The 25,649-nt window shown below is 71.9% G+C and carries 24 protein-coding genes and 1 pseudogene; 12 read left to right on the top strand and 13 right to left on the bottom strand.

Going from position 1 to position 25,649, the window contains the following annotated elements; genetic code table 11:
* Positions 1–13: 13 nt before the first annotated feature.
* The 4 genes from EDD30_RS14025 to EDD30_RS14010 form a co-directional block, all read right to left on the bottom strand.
* Positions 14–367, bottom strand: a complete 354-nt coding sequence (locus EDD30_RS14025; protein ID WP_071809280.1) for a type VII secretion target — start codon at positions 365–367, stop codon at positions 14–16.
* On the bottom strand, positions 368–961 hold the full coding sequence (locus EDD30_RS14020; protein ID WP_123678279.1) for a hypothetical protein: 594 nt from the start codon (positions 959–961) through the stop codon (positions 368–370). It abuts the gene before it with no gap.
* A 229-nt stretch (positions 962–1,190) separates the two neighbouring features.
* Positions 1,191–1,607, bottom strand: coding sequence for a response regulator (locus EDD30_RS14015; RefSeq protein WP_071809284.1), 417 nt, complete (start codon positions 1,605–1,607; stop codon positions 1,191–1,193).
* 152 nt (positions 1,608–1,759) lie between these two features.
* Positions 1,760–2,614: a hypothetical protein gene (locus tag EDD30_RS14010; protein ID WP_071809286.1), complete on the bottom strand. Its 855-nt coding sequence runs from the start codon at positions 2,612–2,614 to the stop codon at positions 1,760–1,762.
* Between the two features lie 50 nt (positions 2,615–2,664).
* On the opposite strand from EDD30_RS14010, the gene EDD30_RS14005 reads away from it, so the two are divergent.
* Together EDD30_RS14005 and EDD30_RS14000 are read left to right on the top strand one after the other, a co-directional pair.
* Positions 2,665–3,180: an acyl-CoA thioesterase gene (locus EDD30_RS14005; protein WP_071809288.1), complete on the top strand. Its 516-nt coding sequence runs from the start codon at positions 2,665–2,667 to the stop codon at positions 3,178–3,180.
* A 16-nt stretch (positions 3,181–3,196) separates the two neighbouring features.
* A complete protein-coding gene (locus EDD30_RS14000; RefSeq protein ID WP_071809289.1) occupies positions 3,197–5,110 on the top strand; it encodes an acetoacetate--CoA ligase in 1,914 nt (637 codons plus the stop codon).
* Here EDD30_RS14000 and EDD30_RS13995 read toward each other — a convergent pair whose 3' ends face one another.
* Complete coding sequence (locus tag EDD30_RS13995; RefSeq protein ID WP_071809290.1) at positions 5,111–5,827, bottom strand: TIGR03089 family protein; 717 nt, start codon at positions 5,825–5,827, stop codon at positions 5,111–5,113.
* Between the two features lie 171 nt (positions 5,828–5,998).
* On the opposite strand from EDD30_RS13995, the gene EDD30_RS13990 reads away from it, so the two are divergent.
* Positions 5,999–7,144, top strand: coding sequence for a glycosyltransferase family 4 protein (locus EDD30_RS13990; protein WP_071809291.1), 1,146 nt, complete (start codon positions 5,999–6,001; stop codon positions 7,142–7,144).
* 22 nt (positions 7,145–7,166) lie between these two features.
* Positions 7,167–8,279, top strand: coding sequence for a mannose-1-phosphate guanylyltransferase (locus tag EDD30_RS13985; RefSeq protein WP_071809292.1), 1,113 nt, complete (start codon positions 7,167–7,169; stop codon positions 8,277–8,279).
* Here the strand turns inward: EDD30_RS13985 and EDD30_RS13980 are convergent.
* The 3 genes from EDD30_RS13980 to cofD are packed head-to-tail and all read right to left on the bottom strand — an operon-like array spanning position 8,270 to position 10,805.
* Positions 8,270–8,839 carry an NUDIX hydrolase gene (locus EDD30_RS13980; protein WP_071809293.1) on the bottom strand — a complete coding sequence of 190 codons (570 nt, stop codon included), beginning with the start codon at positions 8,837–8,839 and terminating at the stop codon, positions 8,270–8,272. The genes EDD30_RS13985 and EDD30_RS13980 overlap by 10 nt on opposite strands.
* The gene (locus tag EDD30_RS13975; RefSeq protein ID WP_084557600.1) at positions 8,836–9,852 is read right to left on the bottom strand and encodes a coenzyme F420-0:L-glutamate ligase; all 1,017 of its coding nucleotides are present in this window, start codon (positions 9,850–9,852) and stop codon (positions 8,836–8,838) included. Before EDD30_RS13975 ends, EDD30_RS13980 begins: the two co-directional genes overlap by 4 nt.
* Positions 9,849–10,805, bottom strand: a complete 957-nt coding sequence (gene cofD / locus EDD30_RS13970; RefSeq protein WP_071809295.1) for a 2-phospho-L-lactate transferase — start codon at positions 10,803–10,805, stop codon at positions 9,849–9,851. Before cofD ends, EDD30_RS13975 begins: the two co-directional genes overlap by 4 nt.
* Before the next feature lie 113 nt (positions 10,806–10,918).
* Between cofD and EDD30_RS13965 the strand changes: the two genes are divergently transcribed.
* From EDD30_RS13965 to EDD30_RS13955, 3 genes are all read left to right on the top strand, one after another.
* Positions 10,919–11,824 (top strand): hypothetical protein, encoded by a 906-nt coding sequence (locus EDD30_RS13965; protein ID WP_071809296.1) that lies wholly within the window; start codon positions 10,919–10,921, stop codon positions 11,822–11,824.
* Positions 11,825–11,898: 74 nt separating this feature from the next.
* Complete coding sequence (locus tag EDD30_RS13960; protein WP_211278023.1) at positions 11,899–14,406, top strand: bifunctional FO biosynthesis protein CofGH; 2,508 nt, start codon at positions 11,899–11,901, stop codon at positions 14,404–14,406.
* Between the two features lie 424 nt (positions 14,407–14,830).
* Positions 14,831–15,088: a WhiB family transcriptional regulator gene (locus EDD30_RS13955; RefSeq protein ID WP_015619224.1), complete on the top strand. Its 258-nt coding sequence runs from the start codon at positions 14,831–14,833 to the stop codon at positions 15,086–15,088.
* 34 nt (positions 15,089–15,122) lie between these two features.
* On the opposite strand, the gene EDD30_RS13950 is transcribed toward EDD30_RS13955, so the two are convergent.
* The gene (locus EDD30_RS13950) at positions 15,123–15,608 is read right to left on the bottom strand and encodes a metallopeptidase family protein (RefSeq protein WP_071809298.1); all 486 of its coding nucleotides are present in this window, start codon (positions 15,606–15,608) and stop codon (positions 15,123–15,125) included.
* Positions 15,609–15,794: 186 nt separating this feature from the next.
* On the opposite strand from EDD30_RS13950, the gene EDD30_RS13945 reads away from it, so the two are divergent.
* Positions 15,795–16,160 (top strand): DUF3499 domain-containing protein, encoded by a 366-nt coding sequence (locus tag EDD30_RS13945; RefSeq protein WP_023358955.1) that lies wholly within the window; start codon positions 15,795–15,797, stop codon positions 16,158–16,160.
* 111 nt (positions 16,161–16,271) lie between these two features.
* Here EDD30_RS13945 and EDD30_RS13940 read toward each other — a convergent pair whose 3' ends face one another.
* The gene (locus EDD30_RS13940; RefSeq protein WP_071809299.1) at positions 16,272–17,138 is read right to left on the bottom strand and encodes a polysaccharide deacetylase family protein; all 867 of its coding nucleotides are present in this window, start codon (positions 17,136–17,138) and stop codon (positions 16,272–16,274) included.
* Positions 17,139–17,312: 174 nt separating this feature from the next.
* Between EDD30_RS13940 and EDD30_RS13935 the strand changes: the two genes are divergently transcribed.
* Positions 17,313–18,254, top strand: coding sequence for a class I SAM-dependent methyltransferase (locus EDD30_RS13935; protein WP_071809300.1), 942 nt, complete (start codon positions 17,313–17,315; stop codon positions 18,252–18,254).
* Here EDD30_RS13935 and EDD30_RS13930 read toward each other — a convergent pair.
* From EDD30_RS13930 to EDD30_RS13915, 3 genes and pseudogenes are all read right to left on the bottom strand, one after another.
* Positions 18,205–18,576, bottom strand: coding sequence for a DUF779 domain-containing protein (locus tag EDD30_RS13930; protein WP_071809301.1), 372 nt, complete (start codon positions 18,574–18,576; stop codon positions 18,205–18,207). The two genes, EDD30_RS13935 and EDD30_RS13930, sit on opposite strands and share 50 nt — an antisense overlap.
* Complete coding sequence (adh, locus tag EDD30_RS13925) at positions 18,576–20,099, bottom strand: aldehyde dehydrogenase (RefSeq protein ID WP_071809302.1); 1,524 nt, start codon at positions 20,097–20,099, stop codon at positions 18,576–18,578. Before adh ends, EDD30_RS13930 begins: the two co-directional genes overlap by 1 nt.
* A 1,059-nt stretch (positions 20,100–21,158) precedes the next feature.
* Positions 21,159–21,830, bottom strand: a pseudogene (locus EDD30_RS13915) (GAF domain-containing protein); the annotation flags it as partial.
* A 134-nt stretch (positions 21,831–21,964) separates the two neighbouring features.
* On the opposite strand from EDD30_RS13915, the gene EDD30_RS13910 reads away from it, so the two are divergent.
* From EDD30_RS13910 to EDD30_RS13900, 3 genes are all read left to right on the top strand, one after another.
* The gene (locus tag EDD30_RS13910; protein ID WP_071810338.1) at positions 21,965–23,419 is read left to right on the top strand and encodes an aldehyde dehydrogenase family protein; all 1,455 of its coding nucleotides are present in this window, start codon (positions 21,965–21,967) and stop codon (positions 23,417–23,419) included.
* Positions 23,420–23,690: 271 nt separating this feature from the next.
* On the top strand, positions 23,691–25,070 hold the full coding sequence (locus tag EDD30_RS13905) for a phosphomannomutase/phosphoglucomutase (protein WP_071802835.1): 1,380 nt from the start codon (positions 23,691–23,693) through the stop codon (positions 25,068–25,070).
* A 47-nt stretch (positions 25,071–25,117) separates the two neighbouring features.
* Positions 25,118–25,324 (top strand): Trm112 family protein, encoded by a 207-nt coding sequence (locus EDD30_RS13900; RefSeq protein ID WP_071802814.1) that lies wholly within the window; start codon positions 25,118–25,120, stop codon positions 25,322–25,324.
* Positions 25,325–25,649 lie beyond the last annotated feature (325 nt).

Genomic DNA, 25,649 nt, shown 5'->3' with positions numbered 1-25,649 from the left:
CCGCCGGTCCCCATCACGATGAGGCGATCTCATCGAAGTTCTGGGCCGAGTTCTCGTCGCTCTCCTCGTACCAGTCGGCGATCTGCATCAGCGCCTTGCCGAACTTGTCGAACTCGTCGACCGCCTGCGAGAAGAGCCCGTTGAGCCACGTGTGCATCTGGTTGTACGCCGAGCTGAGGTCGGCGGCGGTGACCACGCCGCTGATGTCGGTGACGACGAAGGCGCCGACCGTGAGCGTCTGATCCTTGGCCGCGTTCGACACCGTGGTCATCCGGTCGGACAAGTCGTACCACTTCTTCGCCTCGGCGCGGATGCCGTCGGCGGCCACCTGGATGTTCTCGTCGGAGAACCAGTTGTAGTCGGGCACTTACGCCTCCCCCGTCAAGACCCTGGGCGACTGCACCGCCCGCAGGGCGTCCCGCGCGTCCAGCGCCAGCTCGGCCCCGCTGCCCGGGCCCACCATGAAGGTGTCCACCCGGGCCTCGATGATCTGCGACCCCCGGACCACGACGCTGAACAGCCCGCGCGGGCCGCTGACGGTGCGCTCGGCACCGGGCTCCTGCAGCCGGCTGAACCGGTCGGCGTTGGTGAGGATCTCCTCGGCGCGGCGCAGGTTGCGCGCCAGCACATCCTGGAACCGCTCGCTGTCGTAGTCGGGCAGCGGGACGGGCGGCATGTCGGTGAACGCCGACGCGGGATCGTAGGCCGGGGCGGGCACCTCGTGACCGTGCTGGTGCAGCATCATCCGCGCGGCCGCCGCCTTGTCCTTGGCGCCGCGCACGGCCTGCAGGATCGCGGGGCCGACGGTGCGCGGCCCGACCTGCTCCCACCAGGAGTCGTCCAGGCCGATCCGCAGCAGCGCGCCGGTCAGGTCGACGACGGCGTAGACGGTGCCGGAGCTGTCCGTCCCGTCGATCTGCTCCAGGCCGCGCACCGGCTGGCCCGGGGCGGCACGGGACACAAGGTCCTCCAGATCGCCCAAGAATCTGCGCGCGTCTCCCACGCGGTTGTCCCCGTAACTCACCGCTGCCCGTCCCCGTCGTCGTTTGGGTAGGTGACCAACTAGCGTCTCGGGACGCGAAGGTGCACCTGACAGGTATGGGCGTCATGTCCGGGTCACCGACAGTGCGGCGCCGGGCGGGGCGGCCTGCCCGGTCCGGTATGGACGGACCGGCCCGGACCGCTGGACGTCAGGACGCGAGGCGGTACGGACAGGACGACGACTCGTTGTGGTGCCGATGGTGGCCGGTCTCGGCGAGGTGGAGCACGGCCTCGACCAGCTCGGTGTTGGAGAAGGGCTTGAGCAGGACCCCGCAGACCTGCCCCTCGGTGAAGCGCGGATCGCCCGGCTGGATGCCGCCGCTGAGAATGGCGACCGGAGTGTCGCAGAGCTCGGGGTCCCGGCGGATGGCCTGGCACAGCTCCAGGCCGTCGAGGTGGGGCATGTCGAGGTCGGTGAGCACGACGTCCGGAGGCTGCCGGCGCGCCAGTTCCAGGGCGGCACGCCCGTCCTCCGCCGCCAGGACGGTGAATCCGGCGCGGGTGAACAGGCGCTGCAGGACCAGGCGTAAGTCGTCAGTGTCCTCGGCGATGAGGAGCGTGGTCATGGCGGGCCCCTTTCTCGAGGCGCAGACCGCTCCACTTGACGGCTTCAGCCTCCTACCGGGCGGGCCGCCCGATGGGTGCTACGTCCATCTTCGGGCCTTCCGGCGGCATAGCACCCACTTTTGGCCATATTTCTGCGCCTTCCGGTCATCGCCTACAGGCGCCGGGTGGTGTCGTCCTCGCCGACCTCCGACCGGATCACCTGGGTCTTCTCGCCGTCGCCGTCCCTGGCCGGCAACACCGTCGTCCGCTCGTCGTCGGCGGTCAGCAGCACGGTCGTGGGCTCCTCGTCGGCGGCAGCCAACAGAGTCGTGGGCTCACCCTCGTCGGAGGCGGGCAAGCGAGTCGTGGGCTCACCCTCGTCGGCGGCAGGCAACCTGGTCGTGGGCTCCTCGGAGGCGGCGACGTCCCGTGTGGATTCGGCAGAGGATGGCGCGGCCGGGGCCGGGACCGGTCGGCGCTGGTGCGGGATCGGCGGCCTGGGTGGCGGCCGGAAACCCGGGCCCGCGGCCGCAAACACCGTCGTCGGCTCCGCGGCCATCGGGGTGCCCGGCGCCGGCACGGCACCCCGGACGCGGCCGATGGTGCCGACCAGCACCACCTGCGGCGGCTCGTAGCCCGCCCAGCGCCGGGCGCTCAGCGACGTGGCCAGCAGCGGCACCGCCAGCAGCACGACGAGCCCGTAGCCGGGCGTGCTCACGTCGAAGCCGTCCTTGCTGATTCCCGCCGGCCAGACGCCCGCGTACGCCTCCGGAGCGATCCGGGACCAGATACCGACGCCGAGGAAGGTCAGGCCGGCCAGGAGCGGCCCGGCCGGCGAGATCGGTGCGAAAAGCAGGATTCCGTACGCCGCCCCCGCCAGCAGCAGGAGCATCACCGCGCCGAACGACTCCACAGCGCCGTTGTCGCGGGCGCGTCCGGTGAGGTCCCGGTCGAAGCCGACGCCGCACAGGATCCATGCCGCGGGGGCCAGTACCAGCGCGTACAGGATCGACCGAAGATGACGCACGCGTGGACCGTACCCGCCGGCGGCGATCGCGAGGAACTAACGTAACGGGCATGAGTGACCAGCCGGTGGGGCTGCCCACCTCGCACTCGCGCGTCACGCTGAGCCGGATCATGACCGCGGTCGACGTCAACCTGTACGGCACGGTGCACGGCGGCGTGCTGATGAAGTTCGTCGACGACGTGGCCGGGGCGGCGGCGGCCCGGCACAGCGGCGGCACCGCGGTCACGGCGGCGATCGACGAGATCGTGTTCGCCGAGCCGGTGCGGGTCGGCGATCTCGTGCACGCGTACGCGCAGGTGAACTGGACCGGAAGCACCTCGATGGAGGTCGGCGTACGGCTGTCCGCGGAGCGGTGGGACACCGCCGGCGGCGAACCGATCACCGTGGCGACCGCCTACCTCGTGTTCGTCGGCGTCGACGTATCCGGCCATCCGCGCCCGACCCCGCCGGTCCTGCCGGAGTCGCCCGACGACGAGCGCCGCTTCCGCGAGGCGATCATCCGACGCGAGCACCGCCTCGCCCGCCGGAAAGCGATCCAGGACGCCCGGGCGATCCCGGCTGAGTGAACGTTAAGGTGGCGAGATGACAGTGCTGTGGGAGCCTCCGGCGGACGTTCTCGAGACCTCCCGGATGGGCCGGTTCATGACCTGGCTGCGCACCGAGCGCGGGGTAGAGGTCACCGACTACGCCGGGCTGTGGGAGTGGTCGGTCACCGATCTGTCCGGTTTCTGGCGGGCGATCTGGGACTACTTCGAGGTCATCGCACACAGCGAGCCCACAGCGGCCCTCGGCGATGCCGCGATGCCCGGGGCGCGCTGGTTCCCCGGTGCCACCCTCAACTACGCGGAGCACGTGCTGCGGATGCCGGGGCTGGGTGACGACGAGCCGGTCGTCCTCGCGTACTCGCAGACCCGCGAGCCCGTCATCCTCACCGCCCGCGAGCTGCGCGAGCAGGTCCGCAAGGTCGCTGCCGGGCTGCGCCGGCTCGGCGTCGGCGCCGGAGACCGGGTGGCGGCCTACGCGCCCAACATCCCCGAGACGTACGTGCTCATGCTGGCCACGGCGAGCCTCGGCGCGATCTTCTCCTCCTGCGCCCCGGAGTTCGGCTCGCGCAGCGTGATCGACCGGTGGACGCAGATCGAGCCGCGGGTCCTGGTCGCCGTCGACGGCTACCGCTACGGCGACAAGGCGATCGACCGGCGTGCCGAGGTCGCCGCGATCCACGCCGCGCTGCCCAGCGTCGAGCACCTGATCACGATTCCGTACCTGGGCGCCGGGGGCGACTGGGACACCCTGGACGGCGACGACCCGCTGACCTTCGCCGCGGTGCCGTTCGACCACCCGCTCTACGTGCTCTACTCCTCCGGGACCACCGGCCTGCCGAAGCCGATCGTGCACGGCCACGGCGGCATCCTGCTCGAGCACCTGAAGATGCTGGCGCTGCACCACGACCTCGGCCCCGGCGACCGCTTCCTGTGGTTCACCACCACCGGCTGGATGATGTGGAACTTCCTGGTCTCGGCCCCCGCGGTCGGCGCGGCCATCGTGCTGTTCGACGGCAACCCCGGCCACCCCGACCTGGGCGCGCTCTGGCGGCTCGCCGCCGACGCCGACGTCACCTATTTCGGTACGTCCGCCCCGTTCATCCTGGCCTGCCGCAAGGCCGGCGTGCGGCCCCCGGCGAACGTCATCCGCGGGGTGGGCTCGACCGGCGCGCCGCTGCCGCCGGAGGGCTACCGCTGGATCTACGAGGTGCTCGGCGACCGCCCGCAACTGCAGTCGCTGTCCGGCGGCACCGACGTGTGCACCGGCTTCGTCGGCGGGACGCCGCTGCTGCCGGTGGTCGAGGGCGTCATCTCCTGCCGGGCCCTCGGCTCGCGGGTGGAGGCGTACGACCCGGAGGGCAAGCCGGTCATCGGCCAGCTCGGTGAGCTGGTCATCACGGCCCCGATGCCGAGCATGCCGGTGGGCTTCTGGAACGACACGGACGGCCGCCGCTACTTCGAGGCGTACTTCGACGTGTTCCCCGGCGTCTGGCGGCACGGCGACTGGATCACCGTCGGCGAGGACGGGAGCTGCGTGATCACCGGCCGGTCCGACGCCACCCTGAACCGGGGCGGCGTGCGGCTGGGCACCGCCGAGTTCTACTCGGTGGTGGAGGGCATCGAGGAGATCGCCGACTCGGTCGTCGTGCATCTCGACGAGCAGGACGAGCTGTTGCTGTTCGTGGTGCTCGCCGAGGGCCTCGAGCTGGACGACGCGCTGCGCGACCGGATCCGGCGGGAGCTGCGTGCTGCGCTGTCGCCGCGGCACGTCCCCGACGAGATCCACCAGGTACGCGCGGTGCCCCGCACGCTCTCGGCCAAGAAGCTCGAGGTGCCCGTCAAGCGCATCCTCACCGGCACCCCGGCGGACCGGGCGGCGGCCAAGGGCGCCCTGGCCAATCCGGAGTCGCTCACCGCCTTCGAGGACTACGCGAAGGGCCGCAACGCCTGATCAGAGGGTCAGGGTGACGTGCTCCGCCGCCACGCGCTTCTCGACGACCGCCGGGTCCAGGCTCGCGCACAGGACGATGCTCGCTCCCGCGTAGAGGGGCGCCAGGAGCCAGTCCATCGGGTCGGCGTGGGTCCCGGCGTCGATCAGGACCCGGGCGCCCGGCGCGATGCCGAGCTCGCGGGCGCGGGCCGTGGCCGCCGCCGAGATCTCGCGGTGGCTCGTCGCGCCCAGCGCCGGGTCGTCGGGCGTCACCGGCTGGGAGGCCGTGAAACGGTCGCCGTGCCCGCGTACCTCGATCGTGTAGTCCACGAATCCGGCCGGGAGCGGGCGCAGCGGCATGGCGAGCGGCAGCAGGCCGGTCGCGTAGCGGTCGCCTGCCGGCCACGCGCCGGCCGCCTCGACCGTCGCCGGGCCCGCGAACACGACGTCCACCGCTTGCGGGTCGGGGCCCAGATGCACGGCCGGCCCCGCCGTCCAGCTTCCGAGCAGGATCGCCGCGGTCTGCCAGTGCGGTGGCAGCAGCACCGCAGCGGAGTCGCCCGGTCCGAGGCCGGCGCCGTCGACCAGCAGGTTCGCCGTCTTCGCCACCCAGTTGTCCATCGTGGCGCCGGACAGCTCGGTGCGGTCGCCGGTCGTGTCGTCGTACCAGGTGAGCAGGGGCGTGGTGGGGTCCGCGTGCACCGCCGCCGCGAAGGCCGCCGGAATCGTCTCGTTCATCGCTCCTGACGATAGTCGTATTACTGACAGTGATCGGGTGGTGTCGGCGCGGATCGAGCTGGGAAAGAGCTCATAACTAAGAGATGTCGGGGGGCGTCGCGGTCCACACGTGAGCCATCGAGCGGCGTACCCTTGCCAGTGGTCTGGCCCACAGATGTGAGGAGTTGCCACGTGACCGCCGGTCGCCCGCCCCGAGTACTCGTCGACGCCACGAGCGTCCCCGCCGACCGAGGCGGCGTGGGCAGATACGTCGACGGTCTGTTGGGCGCCCTCGGCGCGATCGGATCCGAGCGGGTCGATCTCGCCGTCGTGGCGCAGCGTTCGGATGCGGAGCGTTACTCCCGCATGCTTCCGGGCGCCGAGGTCATCGCCGGGCCGTCCGCCGTCGCGCACCGCCCCGCGCGCCTCGCCTGGGAGCAGACCGGTCTGCCGCTGCTCGGTCAGCAGGTGGGCGCCCGGGTGCTGCATTCGCCCTTCTACACCTGCCCGCTGCGGGCGGGTTGCCCGGTGACGGTCACCGTCCACGACGCGACCTTCTTCACCGAGCCGGAGCACTACGACAACACCAAGCGGACGTTCTTCCGCAGCGCCATCAAGACGTCGCTGCGCCGCGCCGCCCGAGTCATCGTGCCCAGCAAGGCGACCCGCGACGAGCTGATCCGGCTGCTCGACGCCGACCCGACGCACATCGACGTGGCCTACCACGGTGTCGACCAGTCCGCGTTCCACGCGCCGACCGATGAGGAGAAGGCGCGGGTCCGGGCCCGGCTCGGCCTCGGCGACACCGGCTATGTCGCCTTCCTCGGCGCCAAGGAGCCGCGCAAGAACGTGCCCAACCTGATCCGCGGCTGGGCCCGTGCGGTCGCCGACTGGCCGCATCCGCCGGCGCTCGTCATCGCCGGCGGTCAGGGCCACGACGACGACATCGACCGCGCCGTGGCGGAGGTGCCGTCGCACCTGCGGCTGCTGCGCCCCGGATACCTGCGCTATGCGGACCTGCCCGGCTTCCTCGGCGGCGCGCTGGTGGCCTGCTACCCATCCTTCGGCGAGGGATTCGGCCTGCCGATCCTCGAGGCGATGGCCTGCGCCACGCCGGTGCTGACCACGCCGCGGCTGTCCCTGCCCGAGGTCGGGGGCGACGCGGTCGCGTACACCACGGAGGACCCGGACCGGATCGCGGCCGACCTCGCCGATCTGCTGCACGACGAGCCCCGGCGGCTCACCCTCGCCAAGGCGGGCTTCGACCGGGCCAAGGAGTTCAGCTGGGCGTCCAGCGCCGAGGTACACGTCGCGACGTGGAACCGAGTGGCGGCGTGACCATTCGTTACAATGCGTGCGCATGAGTGAGAATTCGGGCGGGCTGTACGCCGTCATTCCCGCAGGTGGCAGTGGAACCCGCCTATGGCCGCTGTCGCGCGCCGGTCACCCGAAGTTTCTGCATCCACTGACCGGCACCGAGGCCTCGCTGCTGCAGGCGACCGTGGAACGCCTGCTGCCCCTGACCGACCACGCCCAGGTGTATGTCGTGACGGGTGTGGCCCACGCGGCGGCAGTGTCACGCCAGCTCACCGCCGTACCGGAGGAGAACATCCTCGTCGAGCCCTCCCCGCGCGACTCGTGCGCGGCCATCGCCCTGGCCGCGGCCGTGATCGCCCGCCGCGACCCGGAGGCCGTGATGGGCGCCTTCGCGGCCGACCACCTGATCGCCGACGGCGAGCGCTTCGTCGCGGTGATCGAGAAGGCGATGTCCGGCGCCCGGCAGGGCCTGCTGATGACGCTCGGCATCACGCCGACGCGCCCCGAGACCGGGTACGGCTACGTCCAGTGCGGCGGCCCGGTCGGCGACGGCGTCCTCGCGGTCGAGGAGTTCAAGGAGAAGCCGTCGTACGAGGTGGCCGAGGGCTACGTCAATTCCGGGAACTACCTGTGGAACGCGGGCATGTTCGTGTGGCGCGTCGACGTGTTCCTCACGGAGCTCGCCCGGCAGCAGCCGCAGTTGCACGCGGGCATCTCCCGGATCGCCCAGGCCTGGGACTCCCCGGCCCGCGAGGAGGTGCTCGGCGAGGTGTGGCCGACCCTGCCGCGCATCTCGGTCGACTACGCGGTGATGGAGGGTGCGTCGGCGGTCGGCCGGGTCGGCACGGTCCCCGGCGACTTCGGCTGGAACGACGTCGGCGACTTCCACACCCTCGGCGAGGTGCTCGCCTCCGACCACGCGGGCAACGTGATCGTCGGCCAGGGCGCGCTGGCGAAGCCGGGCGTGATCCTGCGGGAGGCCGAGAACCTCGTGGTGGTCCCCAACTCGGGCCGCCTGGTCGCGGTGCTCGGGGTTCGCGACCTGATCGTGGTCGACACCCCGGACGCCGTCCTGGTCTGCCCGCGCGACCGCGCCCAGGAGGTCAAGACGATCGTCGACGACCTCAAAGAGAAGGGCGAGGTCAGCTACATCTGACGGATGTCATCCAGCCTGGCGAAGGCGGGGGCGAGCTGTTGCACGACCCCGTCCGCCAGCGGGGACGGCAGCTCGTCCGGGGCGAACCAGCCCAGCTCCGCCGACTCGTCGCTGACCTGCTCGACGGCTCCCGGCGGGCAGACCGCGAGGAAGCGGACGTCGTGATGCCAGGACGCCTCGGCCGGACGCCCGTCGGCCGGGGCGCAGCGCACGGCGTGCACCTCGACGTCGATCGGTTCCGGGTCGAGACGCAGGCCCGCGATCCCGGACTCCTCGGTCGCCTCGCGCAGCGCGGCCGCCGCCAGTGAGGCATCGCCCGGCTCACAGTGCCCGCCCACCTGCATCCACAGGCCGAGCCGGCCGTGCAGGCAGAGCAGCACGCGGCGGCGCTCGTCGACGATGAGCGTGCTGGCGGTGACGTGCCCAGGCCGATGTGCCCGGGTCATCGCGACCGGGCCGGCGCCGAGCAGGTCGATCGTGCGGGCGCGGGCGGCGTCGGCGGGCGGCGAGGTGGCCCGCCAGCCGGTGAGGACGCCGTGGGCGTCGTCGTAGAGGCTCACTGCGCCGCCGAGACGGCGACGGTGGCGCCGGTCTCGTCGTAGGCCACCGCGGACGCGAGCCCCTCGGCCGCCAGCGCCGAGCGGAGCCGGTGCACGTCCGCGCCGAACCGCATCAGCCCGGCCGGCGTGGTGTCCGTGGCGGTGCAGCGCAGGGTCTGCGGCGACGGCACGGCCACCGAGCCGTCGAGGCCGGCCGTGGTGATCGCCCGCCGCACCGCCTCGGCGTCCGCCGGAGCGTCCGTCGCGGTCTGCGGGAGGGTGGCGGCCGTGCGGAGCCCTTCGGCGTGTGCTTCGGCCGTACCCAGAGAGAACATGTCGCTGGCCGCGTCGCGCAGCAGAACGACCGCGCCCGGGGTCTCCGCCGCGCCGGCGCCCGGGTAGCCGCGCACGACGGCGACCGGCACCTGGTCGCACTTGCCCTTCACCAGCTCGCCGGCGGCCGCGAGCTCGTCGATCACCGCCATCTCGGTGAGCTGCAGCTCGTTGCCGTACGGGTCGATCTCGCCGCGATGGTCGCGGAACGGCTCGATCCCCGCGGCGCCGAGCGCGACGTCGGTGAGCCCGTTGCGCCAGGCCCGGCCCATGGTGTCCGAGACGATGACCCCCACCCGCACCCCGCGCGCCGCGCACGCCGCGCGCAGCCGCCGGGCCGATTCGTCCGGCGACTCCGGCAGCAGCACGAGATGGGTCTTGTCGACGTTGGACGCGTCGATCCCGGCCGCCGCCATCACGAAGCCGTGGTGGGTCTGCACGATCGCGGTCGGGCCGCGCCGGGCCACCACACGCCGGGTCTCCGACGCCAGTACCTCGGCGCGGGCGGCCTCGCGTTCCGGCCCGTCCGCGGGAACCTCGACCAGCCGGCCCTCCGCCTTGGAAACGATCTTGCTGGTCACCACGAGCACGTCGCCGTCGCGCAGCCAGGGCGCGGCGCGGGTGATCAGCTCGGCCAGGTCGTCCCCGGCCGTCACGTCGCCGATGCCGCGCACCGGCAGAATCTCCAGGCCATCCATCATGACAACCCTGCCAGCTCCACAGCGGCAGCGACCATCGCCGTCGTCGCCTCCTCGTCCGTCATCCACAGCGGCACCGCCCGCGTGCGGACACCGGGCACCTCGGCGCCGGCGTCGGCCGTGTCCACCAGCCAGCCGTCGAGCAGGCCCTGCGCCGACCGGGCGCCGTAGAGGCCGCCCACCCCGGCCGCGCTGACCTCGACGCCGAGCGTGGCGAGGCAGCGGTCGGCCATGCCCCGCACCGGCGCGCCACCGATGATCGGCGACACCCCGACGACCGGCGCCGGGCCGTCCACCACGGCCTCCTTCAGCGTGGGTACGGCCAGAATCGGCGCGATCGACACCACGGGGTTGGACGGCGCCACGAGCACCACATCGGCGCCCGCGATGGCCTCCACCACCCCGGCGGCGGGTGTCGCGGCCTCCGCGCCGACGAAGACGAACCGGTGCGTCGGCACGTTCCCGCGGTGGCGGACCCACCACTCCTGGAAGTGGATCGCCTTGCGCTCGCCGTCGACGTCGACGACCACATGGGTCTCGAGCCGGTCGTCGGTCGCGGGCAGCAGCGTGATCCCCGGCTGCCACCGGTCGCAGAGCGCGGCGGTCACCTGGGAGAGCGGGTAGCCGGCGTTGAGCATGGTGGTCCGCACGAGGTGCGTGGCGACGTCCTTGTCGCCGAGGCCGAACCAGCCCGGCTCGGCGCCGTACTTCGCCAGCTCCTCCTTGATCACCCAGCTCTCGCCGACCCGCCCCCAGCCGCGCTCGGGGTCGGCCGCGCCGCCCAGCGTGTACATGACGCTGTCGAGGTCGGGGCAGATCTGCAGGCCGTGCAGGCGCACGTCGTCGCCCACATTCACCACCGCCGTGACCTCGGCGCCGATGGCCTGCGCGTGTGCGCGCACGCCCCTCAGGAACCGGGCGCCGCCGATCCCCCCGGTCAGGACCACGATCCGCATCCGACCATCCTCGCGTACGGTGCACCGATCCGCGGCGCCCGGGTCGCGGGTGTGATCTGCGTTTCGGGTCTACGCTGAGCCGACTGCCCCGATCCCCTGTGAGGAGAGCCGCTGTGACCAGCACCCCGCCGCCGCAGCCCGAGCCGGCCCGCCCGGTCCTGCCGGTGCTCCGGCCGCTGCGCGACCTGGCCGCCTACGCCCTCGTCGCCGCGCCCGCCGTGTGGCTCTTCGTGGCGATCATCCGGTTGGTCCCGTCCGGCGTGGGACAGGACTTCCTCACCCGGGCCCAGAACAGCTTCTACAGCTACATCAACGTCGAGACGATCCTGCTGCCACTGGCGGCGGTGCTGCTGGCGACCCTGGTCACGCCCCGGCACCGCAACGCGCGGCTGATCACCGTCGTGGCGCTCGTGGAATATGCGGTGGCCGCGTTCTTCGCGGTCCTCTTCGGTTTCCTGATCGCCATCGTCAAGCTCGCCGGCTTCAGCGTGCGGGTGGCCTTCGAGGAGCTGCTGGTACGGGTGGCGTGGCTCGCCGTCTTCGCGGTGGCGGCGTACGCGGTCTTCTCGATCTGGCGCGCGCTCTTCCACACGCCGAAGCCCGCACCGCAGCCCGGAATGTACGGCCAGCCCCCACAACAGTGGGGTCAGCAGCCGCAGCCCGGTTTCGCTCCGCCCGGCCAGCCGCACCCGGGCCAGCCTCACCCGGGCCAGCCTTACCCCGGTCAGCCGTACCCGGGTCAGCCCCAGCCGGGTCAGCCTTACCCGGGGGCCCAGCAGCAGGCCTGGGGCCAGCCGTCAGGGTGGGGTCAGCCGACCGCCGCGCATCCGCAGGCCCAGCCTGCGCCCGGCTCGTCCGCGCCGCCGGCTTCTGCGCCGCCGGCTTCTGCGCCGCCGGCTTCTGCGCCGCCGGCGCAGCCCGGGCCTGGCCTCTCCGACCCGACGCAGACCATTGCGGCGCGCGACACCGCCGACGACCGCACCCAGATCGTCGGCGAGGACCCGAACCGCACCCCATGAGCAGCGTGTTCCAGACCACTGTCTCCTCCGGGACAGTCGACCTCGTTCCGGCCTAGGCTGCACGGGTGGTAGCAGTGGACATCCCGCCGACCGAAGCCAGCATCCGCCGCGCGCTCAAGCGTGCCGCCGACGGCAAGGCGATCGACGCCGACGAGGCGACGGCCCTGCTCGCGGCGGAGGGTGCCCTGCTCGACGACCTGCTGACGATCGCGGGTGGCGTGCGGGACGCGGGGCTGCGGGAGGCCGGGCGCCCGGGCGTGGTCACGTACTCGAAGAAGGTCTTCGTCCCGCTGACCCGCCTGTGCCGGGACCGGTGCCACTACTGCACCTTCGCGACGGTGCCGCACCGGCTGCCCGCGGCCTTCCTCGAGCGTGACGAGGTGCTGGCCATCGCCCGGGAGGGCGCCGCGCAGGGCTGCAAGGAGGCGCTCTTCACGCTGGGGGACCGGCCCGAGGACCGCTGGCCCGCGGCCCGCAAGTGGCTCGACGAGCGCGGCTACGACTCGACCCTGGACTACGTCCGCTCCTGCGCCATCGCCGTGCTCGAGGAGACCGGCCTGCTGCCGCACCTCAACCCGGGCGTGCTCGGCTGGGCCGACCTGCAGCGGCTCAAGCCGGTCGCGCCCAGCATGGGGATGATGCTGGAGACGACGGCGACGCGGCTCTGGTCCGAGCCCGGTGGCCCGCACTTCGGCTCGCCGGACAAGGAGCCGGCGGTGCGCCTGCGCGTGCTCGACGACGCCGGCCGGGTCGGCGTGCCGTTCACCACCGGCATCCTGATCGGCATCGGTGAGACCCGGGCCGAGCGCGCCGACGCCATCTTCGCGATGCGCCGCACCGCCCGCGAGTACGGCCACATCCAGGAAGTCATCATCCAGAACTTCCGCGCCAAGCCGGACACGGCGATGCGCGGCATGCCGGACGCCGAGCTGCGCGAGCTCGCCGCGACCGTGGCGGTGGCCCGCGTCATCATGGGTCCGCGCGCCCGCCTCCAGGCGCCGCCCAACCTCATCGCCGGCGAGTACGACCTGCTGCTGCGCGCCGGCATCGACGACTGGGGTGGCGTCTCGCCGGTCACCCCCGACCATGTCAACCCGGAAAGTCCGTGGCCGCAGATCGAGCTGCTCCGCGCGATGTCGGCGGCGTCCGGCTTCACGCTGCGCGAGCGGCTGACCATCTACCCCGAGTATCTGCGCCGGGGCACCGAGGGCTGGCTCGACCCGCGGCTCGCCGCCCACGTCGCCGCGCTCGCCGACCCGGACGGCCTCGCCCGGGAGGACGCGATGCCGTCCGGCCTGCCGTGGCAGGAGCCGGACGAGGCGTACGCGTCGGGCCGCACCGATCTCTTCGCGACGATCGACACCGAGGGCCGCACGGGCGACCGCCGCGGCGACTTCGACTCCGTCTACGGCGACTGGGCCGAGGTCGCGTCCCACATCTCCGCCGCTCCCTCTCCCCGTGGCGCGGGTGAGCGGATCGGGAGCGACGTGCTGGCCGGTCTCAAGCTGGCCGCCGAGACCCCTGCCGCGTTGTTGCTGCCGGAGCACGAGGACAAGGCGGTGGCCCTGTTCCACGCCGAGGGGTCCGCACTGGACGAGCTCGCCCGCATCGCCGACGACCTGCGCCGGGAGGTCAACGGCGACGACGTCACGTACGTCGTGAACCGCAACATCAACTTCTCCAACGTCTGCTACGTCGGGTGCCGGTTCTGCGCCTTCGCCCAGCGCGAACGGGACGCGGACGCGTACCGGCTGTCGGTCGAGCAGGTCGCCGACCGGGCCGAGGAGGCGTGGCGCGACGGTGCCACCGAGGTCTGCATGCAGGGCGGCATCGACCCCAAGATGCCGATCACCGCGTACGCGGACCTGGTGCGGGCGGTGAAGCAGCGGGTGCCAGGCATGCACGTCCACGCGTTCTCTCCGATGGAGATCGTCACCGGGGCGGCCAAGGCGGGCGTGCCGGTGCGGGACTGGCTCATCGAGCTTCGCGACGCCGGCCTCGACACGATCCCGGGCACGGCGGCGGAGATCCTCGACGACGACGTGCGCTGGGTGCTGACCAAGGGCAAGCTGCCCGCCGCCACCTGGGTCGACGTGGTGACCACGGCGCACCAGGTCGGCATCCGCTCCAGCTCCACCATGATGTACGGCCACGTCGACCACCCCCGCCAGTGGCTGGGTCACTTCCGGGTGCTGGCCGGAGTGCAGGACGTCACCGGTGGCTTCACCGAGTTCGTGGCCCTGCCGTTCATCCACACGAACGCGCCCATCTACCTGGCGGGAATCGCCCGCCCGGGCCCGACCCCGCGCGAGAACAGGGCCGTGCACGCGATGGCTCGGATCCTGCTGCACGGGCGCATCGACAACATCCAGTGCTCGTGGGTGAAGCTGGGCGACGAGGGCACGATCGCGATGCTCAACGGCGGGTGCAACGACCTCGGCGGGACGCTGATGGAGGAGACCATCTCCCGGATGGCGGGCTCGGAGCACGGCTCGGCGCGGACGGTCACGGAGCTGAAGGAGCTGGCCGCGGCGGCCGGGCGGCCCGCGGTGCAGCGCACGACCGTCTACGGTCGCCACTAGCGCAGTGTCCACCACGGCCCGGGAAGCCCGGACCGGCGGCAGGCCGCCGGCGCAGGCGGCCGGCATCCGGACAATGTGGGCTCGATCTCGTCCCTCCCTCGCGGTTTTCGGCACCCATCCGCAGCCTTGGTCGGCGGCAAGGTTACAAATTGGGGTAATTTGGACGCGACGCGCCGACTGAGCGTTACCTTCCGGCGGCTCTGAGAGATAGGGCTGGAACGGGACCGTGAGGCGGCGTCGGCGCCTCGGGGAAACGGGCCTATTTATCAGGTTCGGCTTGACGACGCACGTCTTACACGCGTGTAATTTCGGTGGGGTTGTGGGAAAGAAGCGCCGCGAATCGCCTGTTTTCCGCAAGAAACACGCCGCGTGCGTGGGGGGTCAGCGCCGGCATCACTGTCGGCGCGGAAAAGGAGGCACGCCGATGGAAGCGCAGGTAGAAGGAGTAGACCTGCTCGGGGACGCGCCCGAGTGGCAGGAGCGGGCGCTGTGCTCGCAGACCGATCCAGAGGCATTTTTCCCGGAGAAGGGCGGCTCGACGCGCGAGGCGAAGCGCATCTGCGGCCGCTGCGACGTCAAAGCGGAATGCCTCGAATACGCCCTCGGTCATGACGAGCGCTTCGGCATCTGGGGCGGGCTCTCCGAGCGGGAGCGCCGCAAGCTCAAGCGCCGGGTGGCGTGACCGCCGGCTCTCGCGCGGACGCCGGGGGGCCGTCCTACGAGAGTTCGTCGGGATCGACGCCGAGCAGGTTGGCGACCTGCTCGATGATCACATCGTGGACGAGGTCGGCGAGGTCCTCGCGGTCCATCGCGCGGAATTCCAGCGGCCGCCGGTAGAGCACGATCCGCGGCGGTAGCTCCTGACGACCGGGCCGGCCCGGCAGCAGGCGGGCCAGTGGCACCTCGCCGTCCTCGAGCACGTCGGAGTCGTAGACGTTGAGATCCGGCGGGACGTCCTCGACCGCGAACTCCACGCCGGCCAGCTCCTTGGCGTACCGGCGCTCCAGGCTCTCGACCGTGTCGAGCACGAGATCGTCGAAGATCTCCGCCTTGGTCCGGGCCAGTGGCACGGTGGCGGGGACGAGCCGACCGCGGAGCCCGCGCCCGTGCCGGTCACGGCGGGCGGGGCGGCCGGGTCCGGGCGTACGCGTGGACCGGCCGGGATCGGATCCGGCCCGGCGGCGGTCGGGACTGGTGGTCACGTGACCAGCCTAGCCCGCGAAATGCGTCGTACGTGGTCAGGCTGTGTCGGCCGCGTTTCGTCACCGGGAATTCGCCCCATTGGGACGGCGTGTCGGTGCGCCATGTCGAAATCGTGATGCATGGTGGGTCGGCGTGTCGCGGCACCATCGGCCCCGTGCGAGCGCGCTTAGAGATAACGTGCCGCCGTGAGGTCCCCACGGCGCTGCTCCCGGAACGGCTGTCCCCGACAGGCGGTCGCCACCCTGACCTACGTCTACAGCGACTCCACGGCCGTGGTAGGCCCGCTGGCCGCTTTCGCCGAGCCGCACACGTACGACCTCTGCGAACCGCACGCCCGCAGCCTCACCGCGCCGCGTGGCTGGGAACTGGTCCGACACGACGGGGACTTCGCGCCCCCGCCGCCCACGACGGACGATCTCGTCGCGCTGGCGGACGCCGTGCGCGAGGCGGCCCGTCCGGCCCCGCCGCCGCGCCCGGAGGAGCACGACAACCTCCCCGGCCACCAGACCGGCCGCCGCGGCCACCTGCGCGTCATCCCGCCGTCACACTGACCGCCGTCCCGCCGTCACACTGACCGCCGTCCCGGCGCTTGTCGCCGGTCGCATGTCCTCGCGTGGCAGGGTGACCGTCGCGCTTGTTGCCGTCCCGGCGCTTGTCTGCCCTCAGGGCAGGGCAATCAGTTGGTAACGCTTCTTCAGCCACGGCAGGAGTGAGGCGTAGGCGGCGATGGTGTCCGGCTGCGCGTTGTCGTGCGAGAGCACGATCGAGCCCTTGCCGACGTGCCGCTTCACCTCACGGATGATCTTCGCCTGGTGCTCGCCGGAGGATTCGCCGTGGTGTTCCCAGTCGCGGGGATCCACCTGCCAGTAGATCGACGTCATGCCCAGGCGGGACGCCTCGGTCACGAAGCGGGGGGTGAAGTTGCCACCCGGCGCCCGCATGTACTTGATCGGCGCGTCGGGCACGGCAGCGCGGATGGCGTTGTTCGTCTTCTCCAGGTCGGCACGGATCTTCGCGGGCTTCTCCTTGCCCAGCGTCAGGTTGTGCCGCCAGGTGTGGTTGCAGAGCGCGTGGCCCTCGCGGACGATCCGCCGTACGAGCTCGGGATGCTCGGCCGCCTGCATGCCGACCAGACAGAAGGTCGCCTTGACACCGTTCTTCTTCAACAGGTCGAGCAGCCTCGGCGTCTGCACGGGGTCCGGGCCGTCGTCGAAGGTCAGCGCGACCCCCGCCCCGCCCGTCTTGATGTGGCTGTTCGCCGGGCCGCCGTGGTGCACCTTGCCGTGTTCCGGCGTGCCCTTCTCGGTGGGGCCCGGTGACGTGGCCGGCCCGGGCGGCGAGCCCGGGCGGGAGGAAGGTGCCGGACCGGAGGAGGGGGGCGATGCCGGAGCCGGCGGCGCCGAGACCGAGGAGGATGGCTGCGCCCCGGCGGCGGCCCCTGCCGGTTCTCGGCCGGCGCGTCCGGCTGTGCCGCATCCGGCCAGTCCGATCAGCACCATCACGATCACCAACACCTTGGGGGTACGCATCGTCACACTCCGTCCATATGCGGAAATCCGCCGTGGACAGCAACTATGGTGCGACGGCACACCTCCCGGCCACTGCGCGGGAAGGGCTGGCACGCTTCGGGGAGATGTCCCACCCGATGGGTGACGATCCGCTCCCGGGTGACTCCAATGGGGAGCGACAGGAAGGGTGAACAAGTGAACGGCGCCGATCCGAGCCGCTGGTCCGCGGTCGCCGAGGGCTGGGCCGAGCTGTGGGGCACCTTCGCCGAGCCCGCCTGGCGCGCGATCCTCGACACCACCCACGCCGGCCACGGCACGCGTGTCCTCGATGTCGGCTGCGGCAGTGGCGACTTCCTGGCCTACTGCGATCGCCGCGGCATGGTGACCGCCGGCATCGATCCCGCGCCCGGCATGGTCGAACTGGCCCGACGGCGAAGTCCGGACGTGCGGCGGGGCGGGGCGGAGAAACTGCCCTGGGCCGACGCGACCTTCGACCTCGTCACCTCCTTCAACGCATTGCAGTTCGCGGAGGACACCGACGACGCCCTGGCCGAGTTGACCCGGGTGACGGTGCCCGGCGGGTACGTGGCCGTGGCGAACTGGGCGGAAGCGGCCCGCAACGATCTCGACGCCGTCGAACGTGCCCTGGACGACGGGCCTCCCCGGCCCGACGGCGACCTGCGGGTGCCCGGTGGGCTGGCGGAACTGCTGACCGACGGCGGCCTCGTCGACGTGCGGGAGGCCCTGGTAGAGGTGCCGTGGGAGGTGCCGGACGACCACACACTCGTCCGCGGCGTGCTTCTGGGCGAGGACGCCGGAGGGGCCGGCGCGGTGCTGGGTTCGGGCGCCGGAGGGGCCGGCGCGGTGCTGGGTTCGGGCGCCGGAGGGGCCGGCGCGGTGCTGGGTTCGGGCGCCGGAGGGGCCGGCGCGGTGCTGGGTTCGGGTGCCGGAGGAGCTGGCGCGGCGCTCTTGGGTGAGGACGCCGGAGGAGCCGACGCGGTGCTGCTGGGTGAGGACGCCGGACGAGCCGGCGCGGTGCTCGCGGCGGCTCGTCCGTACCGAAATCGTGACGGGGGTTATCGACTTGTCAATCACTTCCGGTATGCGGTGGGGAGGAAAGCAGGCGGCTGCGGATGAGAAACCGCACGCCCTCCGGCGCTTCCAGGCTGAAGCCGCTGCCGCGACCCGGCACCACGTCGACGGTGAGATGCGTGTGCTTCCACGCCTCGTACTGGGCCGCGCTCATCCAGAACCGCACCGGCTCGTCCACGCCGTCGATGCGCAGTTCCTCCAGCAGGACGTCGCTGGCACCCGTACGGAACTCTCCGTCGAGGTAGCACATCGGGGCGCTCCCGTCGCAGCAGCCGCCGGACTGGTGGAACATCAGCGGCCCGTGCCGCTCCCGCAGCGACCGGATCAGCTCGGCCGCCGCGGGGGTCACGTCCACCCGGGCACCCATCAGAAGAAGCCCATGGCCTTGGGGGAGTAGCTGATCAGCAGGTTCTTCGTCTGCTGGTAGTGGTCGAGCATCATCTTGTGGTTCTCTCGGCCGATGCCCGACTGCTTGTATCCACCGAAGGCGGCATGCGCCGGATACAGGTGGTAGCAGTTCGTCCACACCCGACCCGCCTGGATCTCGCGGCCGGCCCGGTATGCCAGGTTGATGTCGCGCGTCCAGACGCCGGCGCCGAGGCCGTAGAGGGTCTCGTTGGCGATCTTGACGGCGTCCTCGTAGTCGGAGAACGACGTCACCGAGACCACCGGGCCGAAGATCTCCTCCTGGAAGATGCGCATCGTGTTCGCGCCCTCGAAGATCGTCGGCTGCACGTAGTAGCCGCCGGACAGCTCGCCACCGAGGTCCGCCCGGGAGCCGCCGGCGAGCACCTTCGCGCCCTCCTGCCGGCCGATGTCCAGATAGGACAGAATCTTCTCCAACTGGTCGTTCGAGGCCTGGGCGCCGACCTGCGTGTCGGTGTCGAGCGGGTTGCCCTGCCGCAGATTCTCGACCCGCTTGACCCCGGCGGCCAGGAAGTCCGAGTAGTGGCCCTGCTGGATCAGCGCCCGCGACGGACAGGTGCAGACCTCGCCCTGGTTCAGCGCGAACATCGTGAAGCCCTCGAGCGCCTTGTCCATGAAGTCGTCGTCGGCGCGGCTGACGTCGTCGAAGAAGATGTTCGGGCTCTTTCCGCCGAGCTCCAGTGTCACGGGAATGATGTTCTCGGAGGCGTACTGCATGATCAGACGTCCGGTCGTGGTCTCGCCGGTGAACGCCACCTTGGCGACCCGCGGGGACGACGCCAGAGGCTTGCCCGCCTCCACGCCGAAGCCGTTGACGATGTTCACCACGCCCGGCGGCAGCAGATCGGCGATCAGCGCCATCAGGTAGTGGATCGAGGCCGGCGTCTGCTCGGCGGGCTTGAGCACGACGGCGTTCCCGGCGGCGAGCGCGGGCGCGAGCTTCCAGACGGCCATCAGGATCGGGAAGTTCCACGGGATGATCTGCGCGACCACGCCGAGCGGCTCGTGGAAGTGGTAGGCGACGGTGTCGTCGTCGATCTCGCTGAGCGTGCCCTCCTGCGCCCGCAGCGCCCCGGCGAAGTAGCGGAAGTGGTCGATCGCCAGCGGGATGTCGGCGGCCAGGGTCTCGCGGACCGGCTTGCCGTTCTCCCAGGTCTCGGCGACGGCCAGGGGTTCCAGGTTCGCCTCCATCCGGTCGGCGATCTTGTTCAGGATGTTCGCCCGTTCGGCGGCCGGCGTGCGACCCCAGGCGCCGGCCGCGGCGTGCGCGGCGTCGAGCGCCCGTTCGACGTCGTCGGCGGTACCCCGGGCGATCTCGCAGAAGGTCTGCCCGGTCACCGGGGAGGGATTCGAAAAGTATTGGCCCTTGACGGGCGGCACGTACTCGCCGCCGATCCAGTGGTCATACCGGGACTCATAGGCGACGATCGCGCCGTCGGAACCGGGCGGGGAATAGACAGTCATGGCGCACGACCTCCGTATCCGTGGTGGACACGGCGGACGCTAGTGAGGGAGACGTTGCATGGACGTTGCAATGCCGTACTCCGCGGCGAGCGAGGCCGTCCGATGGGCGGCGAGAAGGCGGGCCGGGGAACCCTGGGGGAGCGTGGCCGCGTAGGCCTCCCACATCTCGAGGTCGTCGGCTCCCCAGGCCGTGGCCAGCCAGTTCTGGATCAGCCGGTGGTCCCCGGCGGCGAGGATCGCCGTGCGCAGCCGGGAGTCGATCAGATGACGCAACCGGATCACGCCGGGCGCATCCGACGATGGCAGCAGCGGTCCCGGATAGGCGGCGAGCGCCTCACCGACGCGCCCCTGGTCCAGCAGCCGGGTCAGGTCGAGGAAGTCGGCCGACGTCTCGCCGCACAACCGGTAGGGGCGCGAGTCGAGCACCCGCGGCCCGAGGATGCGGCGCAGACGGGACAGCTCCGCGCGTACCGTCACGGGATTGAGGTCGTCGGCGTAGAGATCGAAACCCAATTGATCTCCCGTACGCCCGTCGGGGTGGACCAGAAGCAGGCAGACCAGCTCCGAATGCCGGCGGCCGAGCCGCAGCTTGCGCCCCCCGACCGTCACCGCGGCGTCTTCGCGCCCGAGCACGGACACCGTGGTGGTACCGGCGCCGCCGCCCATGCCGGCGCCGGAGCTTGATCCGGGGCCGCCGCTCATGCCGGAGCCGATGTTCGTACCGGCGCGGACACCAGTGCCGCCGCCGCTCATGCTGGCGCCGCCGCTCATGCTGGCGCCGCCGCTCATGCTGGCGCCGCCGCTCATGCTGGCGCCGCCGCTCATGCTGGCGCCGCCGCTCATGCTGGCGCCGCCACTCATGCTGGCGCCGCCACCCGTGCTGGCGCCGACGTTTCTGCTGCCGCTCATGCCGGGGCCGATGCTCGTACCGGCGCGGATACCGGTGCCGCCGCCGGTCATGCTGGCGTTGCTGCTCATGCCGGTGCCGACACCGGTGCCGCCAGCGCCGCTCATGCTGGCGCCGGTGGTCATGTCGGCGCCGAGGCCGGTGGCGGAGCGTGGCGCACCGCTGCGGAGAACGGCCTCGGCGGCGAGCGCGGTGGCTCGGACCAGCGCCAAACTGTGCGGGTTGGCCAGGTGATCGCCGCCGGTCACGTCGATCGCGCCGAGCAGCGTGCCGGTCGCCGGGTCGTGGATCGGCGCCGCCGCGCACGTCCAGCGCTGCACGCCCCGGCTGAAGTGCTCGGTGGCGAAGATCTGCAGCGGGTGGTCGACGGCCAGCGCGGTGCCCGGCGCGTTGGTGCCGGCGTGCGCCTCGTCCCAGCGCGCACCGGGCACGAAGTTCATCGATTCGGCCCGGCGCAGCGCGCTGCCGTGGCCCTCGACGTAGAGCAGCCGGCCATGCGCGTCACAGACCGCCATGAGGTGATCGCCGTCGTCGGCGAGGCCGCCGAGCAGGTCCCGGAAGAGCGGCAGCACCAGGGACAGGGGATGCGTGGCTCGGTAGGCCTCCAGCTCCCCGTCGCTCAGCTCGATGGGCGCGGTGGCGTCCGGACTGAGCCGGGCGGCGGCCGTCCGCCGCCACGAGTCGGCGACCAACGGGCGCACGCGGCCGAAAGAGCGTTCTCCGAACTGCTCCCCGGTCACGAAACGCTCATGGGCGCGGCCGACCTCGGTGATCCGCTGCGCCGGATCGGCGCCGAGGTCGAGCGCGAGCCAGGGATTGGACATCTGCGCACCTCCTTGCCCCACATCGTGGCCCTCGCCAGGCCCGGGGACAACCGCGAGTGCGCGCCCTGTGGACAACGGCGAGCGCTGTCCACAGGCGCCACGCGGGCGCCCGCCACAGGCATAGGCTTGGCGACGTGGACGCGACAGCTTTCCCGGGCGCAGGGACGCCCTTCTATGTGGCAGGCGCTGCGGCGCACGGCGCCGGAGAGGTGACGGTGACCTCGCCCTGGGACGGCCGCACGGTCGGGCGCACCACCTGGGCCGGGGACGACCAGATCGAAGCCGCGGTCGCCGCGGCGGCGGGCGTCGCCGAGGAGGCCGCGGCGCTGCCCGCCCATGTGCGTGCCGCCGCGCTCGACCACGTCTCGCGCCGGCTCGCCGAGCGCCGACAGGAGATCGCCGAGCTGATCACCGCCGAGAACGGCAAGCCGGTGAAGTGGGCACTGGTGGAGGCCGACCGGGCGGTGTCGGTGTTCCGCTGGGCCGCCGAGGAGGCCCGCCGGTTCGCCGGTGGCCTGCAGCGCCTCGACACCGACCCCGGCGGAGCCGGTCGGATCGCGGTGGTCAAGCGTGTCCCGCGCGGCCCGGTGCTGGGCATCTCACCGTTCAACTTCCCGCTGAACCTGGTCGCCCACAAGGTCGCCCCGGCGCTCGCGGTGGGCGCGCCGATCGTGCTCAAGCCTGCGCCGGCCACCCCGCTGACCGCGCTGCTGCTGGGCTCGATCCTCGCCGAGACCGCCCTGCCGGCCGGAATGTTCTCCGTGCTTCCGCTCCCCAACGACCGCGCCGCGGGGTTGGTCGCGGACCCCCGGTTGCCCGTCGTGTCGTTCACCGGCTCGGGTCCGGTCGGCGCGCAGATCCGGCGCGCCGCCCCGGAGAAGCACGTCACCCTGGAGCTCGGCGGCAACGCGGCGGTGCTGGTCTGCGGTGACTACGGCGGCGACGACGACCTCGACTGGGCCGCCGGGCGCATCGCCACCTTCGGCACCTACCAGGCCGGCCAGAGCTGCATCGCGGTCCAGCGCGTGTATGTGCACCGGGGCCTGGATCTGCTTTCCCGGCTCACGAGAGAGATGGAGGCGCTGCGCACCGGTGACCCGGCGGACCCGTCCGTCGAGGTCGGGCCGATGATCAACGAGGAGGCGGCCCGGCGCGTCGAGTCCTGGGTCGACGAGGCGGTGGCGGCCGGGGCCACGGTGGTGACCGGCGGCAAGCGTGACGGCGCCACCTATCCGCCGACGCTCCTGACCGGGGTCCCCGCCGGTGCCAAGGTGGTCGCCGAGGAGGTCTTCGGACCGGTCGTGGTGGTCTCCGAGGTCCCGTCCGACGAGGCCGGCTTCACCGCGATCAACGACTCCGCCTATGGGTTGCAGGCCGGCGTCTTCACCCATGACATCCGGACGGCCTTCGCGGCACACCGCCGGCTACAGGTCGGCGGCGTGATCGTGGGCGACGTGCCTTCCTACCGGGCGGACCAGATGCCCTACGGAGGCGTGAAGGGCAGCGGCGTGGGCCGGGAGGGCATCGCGAGCGCCATGGAGGACTACACCGAGCCCCGCGTCATGGTGGTCGCCGGCGTCGAGCTCTGACCGGTCGCCGTCGCGTTGCGGCGGTCCGAGGTCTACGCGGGTCGCGCGTCATGGTGGCCGCCGGCGTCGAGCTCTGACCGGTCGCCGTCGCGTTGCGGCGGTCCGAGGTCTACGCGGGTCGCGCGTCATGGTGACCGCCGGCGTCGAGCTCTGACCCGTCCCCGTCACGCTGCGGTGGCCTCACGAGACGGTGACGCGGGGCGAATGCGGCATGGCGGTTGCCTGCGCTCCGTTACTCTCTGCGGGACGAAACTCGGCCGAGGGGTGTGTGTTGACTGACCTGTCCCAGCTCGTGAAGGCGTACGACGTCCGCGGCGTCGTGCCCGACCAGCTCAACGAGACCGTGGCCCGCGCGCTGGGCACCGCTTTCGTGGAGATGCTGCGGGAGTCCGGCGATGATGCCGACAAGATCGTCATCGCACACGACATGCGCGAGACCGGCCCGGCGCTGGCGCGGGCCTTCGCCTATGGCGCCAACTCCGCCGGTGCGGCCGTCGTCCACATCGGCCTCGCCTCGACCGACCAGTTGTACTATGCCTCCGGGTCGCTTGGACTGCCCGGCGCCATGTTCACCGCCAGCCACAACCCCGCGCAGTACAACGGCATCAAGCTGTGCCGCGGGGGCGCCAAGCCGGTCGGGCAGGACAGCGGCCTGGTCGTCGTCCGGATGCGGGCCGAGGAACTGCTCGGCGATCTCGACGCGGTCGCCGAGATGCCGTCGCAGATCGAACACATCAGCCTGCTCGAGGGCTATGCGAAGCACCTGCGCTCGTTGGTCGACCTGAGCCGCATCCGCCCGCTGAAGGTGATCGTGGACGCCGGCAACGGCATGGGCGGCTTGACGGTGCCGGCGGTGCTGGGCAACCAGCTCCTGCCGTCGCTGCCGCTCGAGATCGTGTCGATGTACTTCGAACTGGACGGCTCGTTCCCCAACCACGAGGCCAACCCGCTGGATCCGGCCAACCTCGTCGACCTGCAGGAGGCGGTCCGCAAGCAGGGCGCCGACATCGGGCTGGCCTTCGACGGCGATGCCGACCGCTGCTTCGTCGTGGACGAGCACGGCGACCCGGTCTCGCCCTCCGCGATCACGGCGCTCGTGGCCAAGCGCGAGCTGGCCCGGTTCCCGGGCGCCACGGTGATCCACAACCTGATCACCTCGGCGGCGGTTCCCGAGATCATCAGGGCGTGCGGCGGCGAGCCGGTTCGCAGCCGGGTCGGGCACTCCTTCATCAAAGCCGAGATGGCCCGCACCAACGCGGTCTTCGGCGGCGAGCACTCCGCGCACTACTACTTCCGCGAGTTCTGGTTCGCCGACACCGGCATGCTCGCGGCGATGCACGTGCTGGCGGCCCTCGGCGGGCAGGATCAGCCGCTGTCGCAGTTCGCGGCCGAGTACGAGCGCTACTCCGCCTCCGGTGAGATCAACTCCACCGTGGCGGACGCGGCGGCCAAGATCGCCGACGTGCGCGCGGCCTTCCCGGACGCCACCTTCGACGACCTCGACGGCATGACCGCCCAGCTTGGCGACGGCGCCTGGTTCAACCTGCGCGCCTCCAACACCGAGCCGCTGCTGCGCCTCAACGTCGAAGCGCCCAAGCCGGACCGGATGGCGGCCCTCCGCGACGAGGTGCTCGCCATCGTCCGCGGTTAGGATCACCGGGTCCGCGAAAGAACCCGCATCCCGCAAGGAGCCGTCCGGTGGCCCTCGATCCGCATCTGCTGGAAATCCTGGCCTGCCCGGACACGCACCATGCGCCGCTGACCCACGACGCGGCCGCGCAGACGCTGACCTGCACCGAGTGCGGCCGCGTCTTCGAGGTGCGCGACGACATCCCGGTGCTTCTGCTGGACGAGGCCCGGCCCGGGTCCAGCCCGACCACCGGCCCGGACTCCGCGTCCTCCTGAAGGCCGGCGCCCGACCGGCGCCGACCACGGGGGCAGGGCCGACCACCGGGCAGGGCCGACCACCGGGCAGCCGACCACCCGGCAGGGCCGGCGTCCGGCACGGGGCGGACCAGCGGGTAGGCGGCCGAGGGGATGACAGGTCCCCGGTGGCCTGTCGCAATCGGCGGTGCCTCCGCGACGTCGGAGGTGTCGCCGGCGAGCTTGCGGGGCATGTCGCCTGTGCGGTGGCGACCCGCCGTACACGGTTAGGATCACCTGGTCCGAGAAGAAAGCCCGGACCGGCAATGACGCTGGTGGCGGGCGCCGCCGAGCAGGGTGGAGAGGT

Origin of the sequence: Couchioplanes caeruleus (genome assembly GCF_003751945.1) — a bacterium.
Classification (GTDB): Bacteria; Actinomycetota; Actinomycetes; order Mycobacteriales; family Micromonosporaceae; genus Actinoplanes; species Actinoplanes caeruleus.
This window is presented reverse-complemented; position numbering and strand designations above follow the sequence as displayed.